Raw genomic sequence first — 13,839 nt, 5'->3', positions numbered from 1 at the left:
AGTCGAGTCGTCCCTTTAGTGTAGTTGGCTGCTTAGGCTTTGTGATGATGGCATTTGTAATGCCAAAGAATTACGCGGGGTCAGCACTGTACTCGGGTATAAAAAACCCCCTTAGCTATCCATCGCTAAGGGGGAGGCAGGGTTTTCGGTATGACGAAATAAAGCGCGGATACTTTATTTAATATTGACGACCATCTTGCCGAAGTTTCGGCCTTCGAGTACATCAATGAGTGCTTGAGGCGCTTGCTCAAAGCCATCCACCGCGTGTTCACGGTAATGGATTTGACCTTCGCCGACCCATTTGGCCATGTCGTGAGCGAACTCAGGATAACGGTGTGCGTAGTCATCAAAAATGATGAAACCTTTCACGGTTAGGCGCTTAACCAAGATGGTTCCCATCAGCTGAGAAAGGCGGTCTGGGCCTTCTGGCAGGGCGGTGTTGTTGTATTGTGATACCAAGCCGCACACGGGAATGCGTGCGCCGGTGTTAAGCAGTGGCATCACCGCATCAAATACCTTGCCGCCGACGTTTTCAAAGTACACATCAATGCCTTGTGGGCAGGCTTTGGCAAGCTGCTCGGCAAAGTTATCGGCTTTGTGATCGATACAGGCATCAACACTGAGGTGTTCACGGGCGTATTGGCATTTGTCTTCACCACCGGCAATCGCTACCACGCGGCAGCCTTTCAGCTTACCTATTTGTGCGACGGTCGCACCAACGGGGCCGGTTGCGGCAGCCACCACCAAGGTATCGCCCTCTTTGGGCTGGCCGATATCTAATAAGCCCATGTAGGCGGTGAAGCCGGGCATCCCCAAGATCCCAAGCGCGTATGAAACCGGCGCGAGATCGGGGTTAAGTTTAAGCAGGGTATCGCCATCGACCACGGAATGGGTTTCCCAACCTTTGTAAGCCAGTACCCAATCGCCGGCTTGGTAATCGGCGTGGTTAGATTCCAACACTTTACCCACGGTGGCACCGACCATCAGGCCATCAATCGCTACCGGCTCTGCGTACGATTTGGCATCACTCATTCGACCGCGCATGTAAGGGTCAATTGATAGGTGATGGTTTTCAATCAGTACATCCTTGTTGCCCAGTGCGGGAATGGCGACTTCTTCTAAGCGAAAGTTCTCGGCTGTGGGTGCGCCAACTGGGCGCGATGCGAGAACAAAACGTTGATTTGTTAATGCTGACATGGATTCCTCCCTTGGAGATGGGAAAAGAGGCGGCTGGCTTAGCACGCCTCATCATGAAATAAAACGGCGATTACAGCGCGGCTTGAAGCACGCGGCGGCAAACGTCCGGCGTCACATCGCCATGTTCACCGAGCTGGGTCATGCCGTGTTGAGTCAGGCTTTCAATCAAGGGCTCAATCGCGGCTTCATCCAGATCGTAATCGCTCATGCGCGTTTTCACGTTCATGCGCTCGAAAAAGTCGCGTGTTTTCTCAATCGCTTGTTGCGCTTTTTCGGCTTCGCTGCCTTGGTTAATATGCCAAACACGTTCAGCAAATTGTGCGAGCTTGGCTTGTTTTTGCTCAAACTTCTCATTGAGCATTGCAGGCAGCACCACGGCAAGGGTTTGTGCGTGATCCAAACCATGCAGGGCGGTCAGTTCGTGACCCAGCATATGGGTTGACCAATCTTGCGGTACACCCACGCCAATCAAGCCGTTAAGCGCTAAGGTGGCTGTCCACATCAAGCTCGCACGTACGTTGTAGTCTTCTGGTGTTTCCAGCGCTTGTGGGCCCAAATCAACCAAGGTTTGTAGTAGGCCTTCGGCGAATCGGTCTTGTACCGGCGCATTGGCTGGGTAGGTCAGGTATTGTTCCACCACGTGAACAAACGCATCGACCACGCCGTTACCGACTTGGCGAATCGGTAAAGTATAGGTTTTCACCGGATCCAATACCGAGAACTGCGGGAACACCAGCTCGCTCATAAACGGCAGTTTCGCTTGCATTGACTCGCGAGTCACTACCGAGCCTTTGTTCATCTCTGAGCCGGTTGCCGGCAAGGTGAGCACGGTGCCAAATGGCAGTGCCGCTTCTACTTTGCCGCCCATGCTGGTGAGAATGTCCCACGCGTCGCCGTCATATTTCGCGGCTGCGGCAACGAACTTGGTGCCATCGATCACTGAGCCTCCGCCCACGGCGAGAAGGTAGTCATAGCCTTCAGCGCTCACTTTCTCGACCGCCTTCATCAAGGTTTCATAGCGTGGGTTGGGTTCAATACCACCAAACAGGCCAAACTGACGCTGACCCAATGCTTGTTCCACTTCATCCAAGGTGCCTGTTTTCCGTGCACTTTGGCCACCGAATAACACGAGTACTTTGGCATCGGCCGGGATGAGCCGATCCAGCTCGGCAATCTTACCTTCGCCAAAAACGATACGTGTGGGATTGTAGAACTCAAAGTTGTTCATTGCTCATCCTTCCTTTTATTGTGCTTGATGGTATCAAGCGTTTATTTAAATTAGACCGGTCGTCTAGTTAATGCCGGTTAAAAACCCGCCTTGGCGGGTTTCGGGATGATGGTGGGGTAGCAACCTGTGTTACCGCCACGCATCAACTGCTATTTATTGGTTACTGTCATGCTGGATAGAGCACAACAGGATTAATCGATCAGTCCGAGCTTTTCTTCAGTGATGGTCATCGCTTGCGCGAGATGACTGTCGTTACGATGCAGCTTGGTCAGTAAGCTTGCGCCGAGCCACAGTTGATATAAGGTTGTCGCGGTGGTCAGCGCCGTTTGGTTATTAAACTGACCGCTGGCTTGGGCGAGCGTAGTCGCCAAGCAACCAATCAATTGATCTGTGCCATCACGCAGTGCCAGCCGCATTGGCTCGGATAAGTCCGCAACTTCTGCACTCAGCTTGACGACCAAACACGTTTGCACCGGATCCAAACTGCAGTATTGTGCTTGCCAGCGACTAAAGTAGCTGTGCACACGTGCAATGGGAGAGAGCGAGCTATCTGTCAGTAAGCGATTCACATCCGCAATGTAGCAAGCAAAATAGTGGTCTAACACGGCTTGGCCGAATTGTTCTTTCGACGCAAAGTAGTGATAAAAAGACCCTTTGGGTACGCCCGCTTGTTTGAGGATGGCGCTTAGGCCAACGCCGCTAAAACCAAATTGTGCCATCACGCTCACGCCCGTCTCCAACAGGTGCTGGTGGGTCGCGTTATGACTGGTCGTTTCATGAGTGCTGCTCGATTTCATGTCGACTAGCATAATCAAGATTAGACCGGTCGTCTAGTGGTGAGAGAACATTTTTATTTTTGGTGTCGAACGGTGGCATAAATTGGGCCGGTATGCTGTGCGAAATCGCAGTTTATGTCGGATTTATTACAGTGTTCACAGTTTAAACGCCATGCAGTGGCGCGGGGGAAAAACTGTGCTTTACTGAAATTGTCAGCCTAGCTGACACACAATTTGGTAAATGATCAGCGCGCAGTGACGCGCCAAAAAGAGTTAAGCCCCCGTTGATGTCAGGAACCCATGAAGACACCTTGTTTGCCGCCAGCCAGGCATTTGAACACAAGACCATGCGGTTAGGACGCTCAACATAGTGAGCAAGCGGGGCAGTGCAACAACAAGTTTCATTGACCAACGACCAACAAAGGAATCCATCCGCGAAGCCGCTCAATTGAGCGGCTTTTTATTGTTGTGGGTTGCCGAAAGGCAACCCACTCTGTCGCAAGCACTCTCCCTCCCCTGACAAGCTTCCCGCAACGTCTCAGCGGGTTATCCGTTGAGTACACGTGAACAAGGTTGCTTTCTGCAAGTATTTGTAATAAGAATAGAGATAACGTGATTTTCAACACTTTACGTTTATGACTGAGGGGGTGGCGGTGTGTCCATTCCCCCAGTAAGTAGACGTGCAATGCCCTGCAAAGGTGTTCGGGCTGACAGTTGAATCATCGCGCTTCAGCGCTCATCTCGAGTGCTTATTAAGTTCCGCACTGTTCGTGCTATTGCTGAACGAGTGCAATAACCATAGCGATAAATATCGTTCATTAATCTGATAGGAGAGGTGTTCGATGCACAATAAAAGTAGACGTTTGTGGTATTACTACAAATCTAAAACGGATAAAGCACGTAGCGTTAAAACGCGCAGTTAATTTGTCCAACCGTAAGCAACAAGGCAACCATGGGGTTGCCTTTTGTGTTTTTGGGACGGGGTAATGTCTTGAACAGAGGCTTTGCTCGATAAATGTGCAGAAAATTTGCTAAGCTGTTGTGCATTGACGAATTTTTATTCTAACCTTATTTACAGGTAGATAGATAAAGAGACTCACGAACCCTGTCTAGGGTCGCAGGGAGGTGTTATGAATGTACTATCTTGTCAGCACGTTAAAGCGCTTATCGATCAAACCATTACCTTGATTGATGGCACAGACACGGAATATGCGATGACCCTAATCCGCATCGATGAGCATGAGGGCAACGGTGAAACCATTGATGATCAATTGGTGGAAAACTTTAGCTTAGTGTTGAAAGGCCCAGAGGATACCCGCTTTCCACAAGGTAATTACTTGCTCTCGCACCCCGATTTGGGCGAGCAAATCTTGCATATGCTTCCGGCGGCAGAGGATACCTACACGATCACCATTAACACCCGCGCGTAGTGAATCGTTCATTCAACACGAGGAGTCCCTCGCGTCCTCTTTTCCCGACTATTCAATCGTCTATTACTCACTGCGCCTCGCAAAATTGATTAAATAACGACCAATCAAGGGGTTATTTGCACCTTCCCGTAGCTTAGTAGCACGAAATAAGTAGAATAGAGCCGTTAAGCTAGCAGTATGGAGGTAGCATGTTTGCCTGGCTGAGTGGCTTATTCGAAAAAGAACAACTGCAGTCAGTTGTCTGGGTTCGGGACATCATGGCCAGTAACCGCAAAGGCAGTTACGCCAAGTACAAGAACTATTACGACCGCCACGTTAATCGCATTTTAAAAAATTATCACAAGGATTTTCTCCGCTTTGAAAAGTTTGCGGCACGCAATTATAAGTACAGTGACCAATCTGTGTTTATGGCGATTAAAACCGCAAGTTATGCCTTTCAACTTGGACAGCTCAAGGTTGCAGCCTGTCTTACTGCAGCCGTGATATCAAAGTGTAATCGCGCAAAGCAAACTGATACGCAGGTTCACCCCAAGTTGTATCGTGCTGCGGTGACATTGCATAAGAAGATCTTGGAAACCGGCAAGTCATCGCGCAAGGCGTCAGACAAAGAACCGGCTTAACGGGTCGAATTTTGCTCAGTTAATAAAAATGTCATAAACCTATTCAGCCCGCACCACGGCTGAATAGGTGATGTCTGTCACGTTTTTATCGTTAGTGTTCGATGCAATTTATGCTGGTCATTCGTTCGCCACACTGATAGAGTGCCGCCCCTCACACACCTTGTGAGCGAACTAATGCTTAAATCTACACAAAATAACGATCGACTTGTTGCCGTCTTTACTATCGGCTTTGTCGCTCTCTTCCTTGCCTTTGCCCTGTTTGACCTCGAACATTTTTCCACTGTGATTCAGTCGCTGTTTGCTGAATCTGCCAACCTTTTTGGTTACTGGTGGCAGTGGCTGATGGTGATCAATTTCGTGCTGGCGCTAGCCATTGGCGGCAGTAAATTTGGTAAGTTGAAACTGGGTGCCACCGATACAGTCTCAATGAGCCGTTTCCGCTGGGTTGCTATGATCATGTGTACCCTGCTTGCGGGCGGCGGTGTTTTTTGGTCAGCGGCTGAACCCATCTACCACTTTATGACGCCTCCTCCGGCGTTAGGTGAGATGGAAGCCGGCGCGATGCAAACGGTCGCCCCTGCGTTAAGCCAAAGCTTCTTCCACTGGGGCTTTTTAGCTTGGGCGGTGTTGGGCACCTTGGCGACCATCGTGCTGATGTATGCCCACCACCAAGCAGGCGTGCGTCTGCGTCCTCGTGCGCTGTTATATCCGCTGCTCGGTGACAAGCTAGAAAATCACTGGTTAGGCTCTGTGATTGATGCGTGTTCTATCATTGCCGTTGCGGCGGGCACGATTGGTCCGATTGGCTTCCTTGCCACCCAGTTGGGTTACAGCTTGGAAAGCTTTGTCGGTATCGAGAACACCATGTCGATGCAAATGCTGATCTTGGCCGCGGTAGTGGCGATTTACTCTATTTCCGCCTTTACGGGAATGGATAAAGGTCTGCAATGGTTAAGCCGGATGAATGTGATTGGTGCGGCCGTGCTGCTTGCTGTTGTGATCGTACTGGGTCCAACGGGCTTTATCTTTGAGCAGTTTGGTGCTGGCTTTAGCTATTACCTTAACAACATGCACACGCTGGCACTCAACACCGATAACGGCAGCTGGAATGCATGGTGGACCTGGTTCTTCTGGGGCTGGTTCATTGGTTTTGCACCCATGATGGCCATCTTTATTGCACGCATCTCGAAAGGCCGTTCTATTCGTGAACTGATCTTTGCCGTTGCGATTTGTGCACCGATTGCGACTAACTTCTGGTTCTCAGTACTGGGTGGTACGGGTATTTTCTATGAGTTGCAGTCTCCGGGCAGCATTTCCGGTCCAATGGCGGACGCGGGTTTGCCGGCGATCTTGATTGCGTCGCTATCACAATTGCCGTACAGCGTGGTATTGATCCCAGCCTTTATGCTGTTGACCACCACCTTTGTGGCGACCACAGGTGACTCCATGGCGTATTCCATTGCGATGGCTGTCTCTGGTGACAATCAACCGACACGCGCGCATCGCCTATTCTGGGCGATTATCATGGGCGTGGTAGCCGGAGTGCTCTTGCTGGCCGGTGAAGGCGGCTTGAATGCGTTGCAGTCGTTCATTGTGATCACAGCTGTGCCTGTCTCTTTCTTGATTGCGTTTACTTTCATTACTGGCCCAATAGCGGTGATGCGAATGCAAAAAGAGAAAGAAGCGAATCTTGCGCTAGAGCCTGCGACAGCAAGCTAAGCGTGGTATACGCCATCGATAAAAAAAGCGCCGATTATCGGCGCTTTTTTACGTTTAGCGGTGGTGATGCTCTGTTACTTCGGTTGCCATTGTCCGCTAGTGACCAGTTTATCCATCACCTTGTCGACTGCCACTTTTGCTTTGGCGACAATTTCATCGACTTCGTTGGGTGTCACCACTAAAGGTGGCGCAAAGCCGAGAATATCGCCGTGTGGCATCGCACGGGCAATTAAGCCTTGCTCCAAGCACGCGGCAGCAACTTGTGGTCCCACTTTCAGGTTGGGATCAAAGTGGCTACGATTGGCGCGATCGGGAGAGAACTCGAGCGCATGGAGCAAACCAATTCCGCGGCTATCGCCAATCAATGGGTGATCCGCAAAAGCGGCTTGCATCTTCATTTGCAGGTACTCACCCGTGGTTGCAGCATTTTGGGTAAGGTTTTCGCGTTCGATGATGTCTAAGTTACATAGCGCGGCGGCCGCGCCCAGTGGGTGGCCTGAATAGGTGTACCCGTGACCAATGGCTCCCCATGCATCGGTACCGTCTTCCAGCACATCCCACACCTTGTGACCGATCATCACCCCAGATAGGGGTTGATAAGCGGACGTTAAGCCTTTGGCAACGGTGATCAGATCAGGCTTCATATCATAGTAAATCGAGCCAAAGTCACTGCCAATACGGCCAAAGCCGCATACCACTTCATCGGCGATCAGCAGAACGTCGTATTTATCCAACACTTTGCGAATTGCGGTCCAGTAACCTTCTGGTGGCGGTACGATGCCTCCGGTGCCAAGCACGGGTTCGGCAATCATCGCGGCGACGGTATCAGGGCCTTCCGCAAGGATCATTTTCTCGAGTTCATCGGCACAATGTTGTGCAAACTCAGGCTCTGTCATGCCGCTGTCTTCACGACGATAATAGTAGGGTGCCATGGTGTGCTTGATACGCTCTATGGGCAGATCAAAATGCGCATGGAACAAGGGAAGCCCTGTTAACGACCCGGATGCGATACTGGAGCCGTGATAGCCGCGATCGCGAGAAATGATTTTCTTTTTCTCGGGTTTGCCGCGAGCGTTGTTGTAGTACCACACCAGCTTGATTTGTGATTCATTGGCGTCACTGCCTGACATCCCGTAATACACCTTGCTCATGCCCGGCGCCATCTTGATGAGTCGCTCAGACAAGGTCACCAGTGCTTCGTTGGTGTGGCCCACATAGGTGTGATAGTAAGCGAGCTTTTTGGCTTGCTCATAAATGGCATCGGCCATTTCTTCGCGGCCGTAACCAATGTTCACGCAATACAAGCCCGCAAACCCATCAATCAGCTCAATACCTTCTGAGTCGGTGATACGAATCCCTTTACCTGTCTCAATCACTCGGCCAGGCATTTCGCCGTGGGCGTACTGCTTCAAGTGTGTTGATGCGTGGAAGACGGTATTTCTGTCTTTTTCCAACAAAGCTTTCGTTTCTGGACGCATGATCAGTCTCCTTATCCTTACGCAAACCTTAATTAGCTGCCGCTCACGGTGGGCAGGCCACCCAAACAGTAGTATTTAATTTCACTAAACTCGTCGATACCGTAACGGCTCCCTTCACGGCCTAAGCCTGATTGTTTGACACCGCCAAAGGGAATAGGATGTCCGGTCATCTTTACTGAATTAACGCTGACCATGCCGACTTCAAGACCGCGCAGACAGCGCCAAATATCACGAATATCATTACCGTAGACATAGGCGGCTAAGCCGTATTCAGTGTCATTGCCCATGGCAATGGCCTGGTCGAGATCATCATAGGCAATGATCACGGCCACAGGGCAAAAGGTTTCTTCTTGATACACCAACATATCGGGTGTCACTTTGGTGACCAGGGTGGGTGCAAAGAAGTTTTCGCCGAGATTTGGGTTAAGCTTGCCGCCAACCACGGTGGCGCCTTTGGCGATGGCGTCATCCACTAAGGCTTGCGCTTTATCCACCGCGCGAGAGGAAATCAATGGACCAATATCCGTGCTGGGTAACAAGCCGTTACCCACTTCAAGTTCGTCCATTAATGCCGCAAAGGCATCCGCAAAGGCTTGGTACTTGTCACTTGGCACCAAGATTTTGTTCGCGGCGAGGCAGTCTTGTCCTGAGGTTTGAAATTTCGCATCGATGGCGGCACGTGCCGCTTGCTGAATATCCATGTCTGGCAGGACGATAAAGGGCGCATTACCGCCAAGCTCCATGGCGCATTTTTTCACAGTGTGAGCACTTTGCTCGAGCAGCAGACGGCCGACACGGGTTGAGCCGGTAAAGCTCATCGCTTTGACTTTGTCGCTTTGACATAGCTGAGTTGAAACCATGGGGGCATCACCCATGATCACGTTAAATACACCGGCTGGGATCCCTGCGCGTTCCGCAAGCTCGGCCAATGCGAGGGCGGAGAAGGGCGTTTCTTCCGCAGGTTTAACGATCACGCTGCAGCCAATAGCGAGTGCCGCTGCCGCTTTGCGCGTGATCATTGCGCTGGGAAAATTCCACGGGGTGATCAAAGCGGCAACGCCAATGGGTTCACGTAAGGTCGCAAGGTGAGCGTTGGGAATATGGCTAGGCATAGTGTCGCCGTAGGCACGTTTCGCTTCTTCAGCAAACCAACGTATAAAAGACGCACCATAGGCAATTTCGCCTTCGGCTTCGCGAAGTGTTTTGCCTTGCTCGAGCACCATCAAATGCGCGAGATCGTGTTGGTTGTCCATCACTAAGTCATGCCATTGCATTAAGCGTTCCGCGCGGGTTTCGGCCGACTCCGCACGCCACAGATGAAATGCCGCTTGCGCATCGTCGATGGTTTGATTGACTTGTGCAGCGCTCAGTGAGGCGGTATAGCCCAGAATTTCTCCCGTGGCTGGATTCAACACGGGCGTATCGGCGTTGCCATTCATCCACTTGCCATTGCAGTAGGCGAGCTGTCGAAATAAACGCTGATCGTCGAGATACGCGAGTACATCTGAACTTGCTTTACCGGCCACGTCGTGACGCAGAGCATTCGCGGCGGTACCTGTGTAGTTAAGATCGCGTGATTGGAATACGGTCATACACACTCCTCATCGTAAAGCAGCGACGCTGCCTATCAGCGCTTGCCTACATTCACTGTATGCAAAGTGCACGCGACAGGTTTTCTGTTAGAACTGGCGATCGGCAAAATTTTTTCTGAAACGAGGGAAAGGCAGAAGAAAATTTTCTGGTGATAACAAAAATACCGATTGAGCGCGATAAATGGCGATATATAAGGTGTCGTTATTTGCAAAATTAGGCGCACCAACCGCAGGGTGCGCCTAAGGAAGGAGTGATTACTGGTTTACATCGAGGGTGACGCCACTAAAGGGCCGATATCCCCGAATGCCCATAAATACCTCATCGCCCGCGTTGACATCAAGGCTGCAGGTTTCATTATTACCACTGGTGTAAGGGCGACAGCTAAACTGGTTGAGATCTGGCTTGGTGCCCTTTTCAACGTATAAATCCGCATCACCGGTTCCGCCATATATACGAATGGTGGCAGTGCCCGCTTGCGGTGCAGTGTATAAGAAGTATTGCCAACTGCTGCGATCGCCACTCAGATCAGTTTTAGGGTAGTCATTGTCACTACCCACCGTGAAGTTTTTACTCGCAGAGCTGGTGAGGCCTTGATCGTCGGTCACGGTGAGAGTGACGGAATAGGTGCCCGCGGCGCCGTACTGATGCGACGCTGTCATACCGCTGCCTTGGTAACCATCACCGAAATCCCATTGATAGCTCACGATTTGCCCGTCTGTGTCGCTCGCGCCACTGGCATCAAACTCACAGCCAAGTGCGGTACATTGACCGTTGAAAACCGCCACAGGCGCGCCACCGGCTTGATGATCCCCTTGTGGCGGGACATTATTAAACTCACCGGCGACTTGTGGCCAGATTTTATCAATCCGTACCCCTTGGTTCTCACAGCCACCGAAGTGGTGGAGGGCTATCACGTTGCGGCTGCTGCTTGCCAGCACCGGAGAACCTGATGAACCGCCTGTGGTGTCACAGAAGTAACCCGCATCTGTATTTGTGCCTCGGCCATTGGTCGCTGCGACATCAATCTGGCAAATCCCACCATTGTTTTGGTCACTTTCAATAGCAAGTTCTTTCGGGTTTCCGGCGCCGTGCTGAGGAATAAAGATGGTTTCGCCAACTTGTGGCATGCGTACATCAAGGCCCATATAACCAAACTGAGCAATTCGTGCGAAGTCATTGACGCTGAACAGGGTGTAGTCAAGGGTATAATCGGTTTTGAGTAGCTGATCCCCTGTGACTTTAACGATGTCATTGATGGTGCCGCTGCCACAACTTGGACGCTGATAATTAAACCATATTTCCGTGCTCGTCAGCTCAGACTGGCTTTCAACACAGTGATTGTTGGTGAACATGTGATTATCTGGCCCTACGCGCCAGCCAGTACACAGGCCACTACCATTCATAAGCAAGCGTGCGACAGGGCGACTGCGCTCATACTCCTCTGGATGGCTATCTTGCCAACATGCCACATCTTTACGCTCGTTGATTCCGCACGTCGATAGCGTTCCTACGTCTTGAGCTGCCGCCATCAGATTTTCCGGATCACCCGCTTGGTAACGATCGACACTCAGCGCATGCTGAGGTTGCCATTGGGTACCTGTGGGAAGGACGAGCGTCACGATTGCTGTGTCGCCGTGGACGGACATGGCCGAAAACTGCGCCACGCCATCGTCACCCTGAGTGGGATTAAATGTGCGTTTGCCATTGGCTTGATTGCTATAGCGGTAGCTTTCAGTCCCATCGGCGCTGGTCACATCAACATAAGCGTCATCAGGCAGTGAGAACTGTGCGAAGTGTACCTTGACGAAGGCGGCGTCTGCTTGATGTATTTTTATGCTGTTTTGATACGTTTCACCGAGTGCTGTAGCACGAAATGTTTTCGGAGGCGCTAAATCGGCTTGGAGACTGTACTGGCTTGCGATGTTAATGGGAGCGGGAATTGGAAGTGTGTCTGCCGCTGATGTGGGAAGCGCCATGCCGCTAAGAAGCGCAACGCTGACGGATAGCATAACTGACTTATTCATTATTATCCTCTATCTACAGTGAGTGAGTAAGACATTAATGTCTTCCCGATAGAGGCTAGTTAAGCCAGCGTGAGTCGTGTAATCGCCATGTCTAGAATGATAGACTTATCAAGCAATCATGAAACAGTTGCTTTTATGTTGCTGAAAAGTTAAATGTTAGTCCGGAAAAATCCCAATAAATTATACATTTATCAATAGTTGTTGGCGGCGATATCGGGTGTTTCGAGTGGTAATGTCAATGCAGGGCGTTTGACTTGCTTGGTGACGATATAGGTGTAGTACTGTTTTATGCCTAAGTTGTCAGTCAACCAGTTGTCGATAAGCCGTTGGTAGTAGTCAATATCGGTCACGCCAAGCCGAACGATGTAGTCTATCCCCCCGCCTGTGGCCCAGCACTCTTTCACATCTTCACAGGCTTGCATGGCGCGCTCAAAGCGTTGAAAGCTGTCGACATCGTGCTGACCAAGCGTGATTTCGACTAACACGGTATTTAACTTAACCACCGCATCAGGGTTAATTCGTGCGCCATAACCTTCAATGATCCCTGCTTGCTCGAGGCGTTTGACGCGTTCCCAACAAGGGCTGACCGATAAATTAATCGCTTGGGCAAGGTTAGACTTGGTGATCCTTCCATCTTGCTGGAGGATTTGAAGGATTTTTATATCAAATTTGTCCAACTTCATGGCGCCTCCGCTAAACAGGCTCAGCAATAACGGCAAAGGTATCGCCCATGTAAATACGACCGAGGTGGCGCTTGGCCAGCAAAATGCCATCACGCTCGGCATAGTAAGGAACGGGCTCTGTTCCTGTCCGTTCGATGTTATGTACTTTACCGATCAAATCGCCACGTTTGATGGGATCGCCGAGGTGTACACAGAATTCAATGATGCCGGCATGTTCACTTTGGACGTAACAATGCTTGTCAGGCAACTCCAGTGCGATGGGAGGCACAGGGGGATGGCGATAGTCGTCTTGCAACACGCCAGAAAAGACCAAGAAATTATGAATACCACGCTGGGTGATTGCGATTGATTCCGGTGTACTGGTGCCACCGCCGCCTAACTCGGTGGTGACGAAAATCTTGCCTTGTTGCTCTACTGCGGTGTCGTACATGCTAGTGGCATCCATTTCGGTGGTCTGTACTTGATAAGGTGCACCGAACAAGCGCGCGCCCTCTGCACAGGCTTCCGCTTGTTGCAGATTTTCTAAACGGTGAGACGCGGCATAGGGAATAAGATCTAAGGTTTTTCCACCCGAATGAATATCAAGTGCTGTATCACACTGTGGGATCAAATAGCGAGTGAAGTAATCCGCGATCTGCTCGGTGACGCTGCCAGTGGGGGAGCCGGGAAACGCGCGATTCATATTGCCTTGATCCCAAGGTGACGTGCGTGTGCCTGCCATCACGGCCGGCGCGTTCATCATGGGTAAGATAATCACCCTCCCTTTAATATCACTTGGCATCAGTTGATGGCAGGTATTGAGCAGCGCGGTGATCCCTTCATATTCATCCCCATGATTACCGCCAGTCAGCAGTACTGTTTTTCCCTCGCCGTTTTTGATCACGGTAATGGGGATGGTGACACAGCCCCAAGCAGATTGGTCGTGCGAGTGAGGCAGTTTAAGAAAGCCGTGTTGCACGCCATCGGCATGGAAATCGACGGTGGCTTCAATCGCGGTAGGCTCCATAACCTCTCCTTGTGATGTGTCTTGGCATGTTATACGGCTGATCACGGTAAAGTTTGATGTTAAATCATTACGTTATCAGTGTAGC

At 50.8% G+C, this 13,839-nt stretch carries 11 protein-coding genes; 3 read left to right on the top strand and 8 right to left on the bottom strand.

What is annotated here, in order from left to right:
* Positions 1 to 174: 174 nt before the first annotated feature.
* The 3 genes from BZJ19_RS14365 to BZJ19_RS14355 form a co-directional block, all read right to left on the bottom strand.
* Positions 175 to 1,197 (bottom strand): NADP-dependent oxidoreductase, encoded by a 1,023-nt coding sequence (locus tag BZJ19_RS14365; RefSeq protein ID WP_077676141.1) that lies wholly within the window; start codon positions 1,195 to 1,197, stop codon positions 175 to 177.
* Positions 1,198 to 1,267: 70 nt separating this feature from the next.
* Positions 1,268 to 2,425 carry an iron-containing alcohol dehydrogenase gene (locus tag BZJ19_RS14360; RefSeq protein WP_077676140.1) on the bottom strand — a complete coding sequence of 386 codons (1,158 nt, stop codon included), beginning with the start codon at positions 2,423 to 2,425 and terminating at the stop codon, positions 1,268 to 1,270.
* Between the two features lie 191 nt (positions 2,426 to 2,616).
* The gene (locus tag BZJ19_RS14355; RefSeq protein ID WP_077676139.1) at positions 2,617 to 3,222 is read right to left on the bottom strand and encodes a TetR/AcrR family transcriptional regulator; all 606 of its coding nucleotides are present in this window, start codon (positions 3,220 to 3,222) and stop codon (positions 2,617 to 2,619) included.
* 1,109 nt (positions 3,223 to 4,331) lie between these two features.
* On the opposite strand from BZJ19_RS14355, the gene BZJ19_RS14350 reads away from it, so the two are divergent.
* The 3 genes from BZJ19_RS14350 (at position 4,332) to BZJ19_RS14340 (ending at position 6,970) form a co-directional block, all read left to right on the top strand.
* On the top strand, positions 4,332 to 4,631 hold the full coding sequence (locus tag BZJ19_RS14350; protein WP_069587868.1) for a DUF6916 family protein: 300 nt from the start codon (positions 4,332 to 4,334) through the stop codon (positions 4,629 to 4,631).
* Between the two features lie 188 nt (positions 4,632 to 4,819).
* Complete coding sequence (locus BZJ19_RS14345) at positions 4,820 to 5,251, top strand: hypothetical protein (protein ID WP_077480495.1); 432 nt, start codon at positions 4,820 to 4,822, stop codon at positions 5,249 to 5,251.
* Positions 5,252 to 5,425: 174 nt separating this feature from the next.
* Positions 5,426 to 6,970 carry a BCCT family transporter gene (locus BZJ19_RS14340; RefSeq protein ID WP_077676138.1) on the top strand — a complete coding sequence of 515 codons (1,545 nt, stop codon included), beginning with the start codon at positions 5,426 to 5,428 and terminating at the stop codon, positions 6,968 to 6,970.
* Positions 6,971 to 7,044: 74 nt separating this feature from the next.
* Here BZJ19_RS14340 and BZJ19_RS14335 read toward each other — a convergent pair whose 3' ends face one another.
* The 5 genes from BZJ19_RS14335 to doeB all read right to left on the bottom strand — a co-directional run bounded on the left by BZJ19_RS14335 (position 7,045) and on the right by doeB (position 13,754).
* Entirely contained in the window at positions 7,045 to 8,448 is a 1,404-nt protein-coding gene (locus BZJ19_RS14335; protein ID WP_077676137.1) for an aspartate aminotransferase family protein, read from the bottom strand.
* A 32-nt stretch (positions 8,449 to 8,480) separates the two neighbouring features.
* The gene (locus BZJ19_RS14330) at positions 8,481 to 10,040 is read right to left on the bottom strand and encodes an NAD-dependent succinate-semialdehyde dehydrogenase (RefSeq protein ID WP_077676136.1); all 1,560 of its coding nucleotides are present in this window, start codon (positions 10,038 to 10,040) and stop codon (positions 8,481 to 8,483) included.
* A gap of 255 nt (positions 10,041 to 10,295) precedes the next feature.
* Positions 10,296 to 12,065: a PKD domain-containing protein gene (locus BZJ19_RS14325; RefSeq protein WP_108744086.1), complete on the bottom strand. Its 1,770-nt coding sequence runs from the start codon at positions 12,063 to 12,065 to the stop codon at positions 10,296 to 10,298.
* A gap of 191 nt (positions 12,066 to 12,256) precedes the next feature.
* Entirely contained in the window at positions 12,257 to 12,748 is a 492-nt protein-coding gene (locus tag BZJ19_RS14320) for an Lrp/AsnC family transcriptional regulator (RefSeq protein ID WP_069587859.1), read from the bottom strand.
* Between the two features lie 10 nt (positions 12,749 to 12,758).
* The gene (gene doeB / locus BZJ19_RS14315; RefSeq protein WP_077676135.1) at positions 12,759 to 13,754 is read right to left on the bottom strand and encodes a N(2)-acetyl-L-2,4-diaminobutanoate deacetylase DoeB; all 996 of its coding nucleotides are present in this window, start codon (positions 13,752 to 13,754) and stop codon (positions 12,759 to 12,761) included.
* Positions 13,755 to 13,839: the final 85 nt, after the last annotated feature.

It is taken from the genome of Salinivibrio proteolyticus (assembly GCF_001996165.1).
GTDB classification, from domain to species: domain Bacteria; phylum Pseudomonadota; class Gammaproteobacteria; order Enterobacterales; family Vibrionaceae; genus Salinivibrio; species Salinivibrio proteolyticus.
This window is presented reverse-complemented; position numbering and strand designations above follow the sequence as displayed.

What these genes read in the sequence shown, in the direction of transcription:
- BZJ19_RS14365 (WP_077676141.1), bottom strand. Translation starts at nt 1,197, where the DNA reads ATGTCAGCATTAACAAATCAACGTTTTGTTCTCGCATCGCGCCCAGTT.
- BZJ19_RS14320 (WP_069587859.1), bottom strand. Translation starts at nt 12,748, where the DNA reads ATGAAGTTGGACAAATTTGATATAAAAATCCTTCAAATCCTCCAGCAA.
- BZJ19_RS14325 (WP_108744086.1), bottom strand. Translation starts at nt 12,065, where the DNA reads ATGAATAAGTCAGTTATGCTATCCGTCAGCGTTGCGCTTCTTAGCGGC.
- BZJ19_RS14360 (WP_077676140.1), bottom strand. Translation starts at nt 2,425, where the DNA reads ATGAACAACTTTGAGTTCTACAATCCCACACGTATCGTTTTTGGCGAA.
- BZJ19_RS14355 (WP_077676139.1), bottom strand. Translation starts at nt 3,222, where the DNA reads ATGAAATCGAGCAGCACTCATGAAACGACCAGTCATAACGCGACCCAC.
- BZJ19_RS14330 (WP_077676136.1), bottom strand. Translation starts at nt 10,040, where the DNA reads ATGACCGTATTCCAATCACGCGATCTTAACTACACAGGTACCGCCGCG.
- BZJ19_RS14350 (WP_069587868.1), top strand. Translation starts at nt 4,332, where the DNA reads ATGAATGTACTATCTTGTCAGCACGTTAAAGCGCTTATCGATCAAACC.
- BZJ19_RS14345 (WP_077480495.1), top strand. Translation starts at nt 4,820, where the DNA reads ATGTTTGCCTGGCTGAGTGGCTTATTCGAAAAAGAACAACTGCAGTCA.
- doeB (WP_077676135.1), bottom strand. Translation starts at nt 13,754, where the DNA reads ATGGAGCCTACCGCGATTGAAGCCACCGTCGATTTCCATGCCGATGGC.
- BZJ19_RS14335 (WP_077676137.1), bottom strand. Translation starts at nt 8,448, where the DNA reads ATGCGTCCAGAAACGAAAGCTTTGTTGGAAAAAGACAGAAATACCGTC.
- BZJ19_RS14340 (WP_077676138.1), top strand. Translation starts at nt 5,426, where the DNA reads ATGCTTAAATCTACACAAAATAACGATCGACTTGTTGCCGTCTTTACT.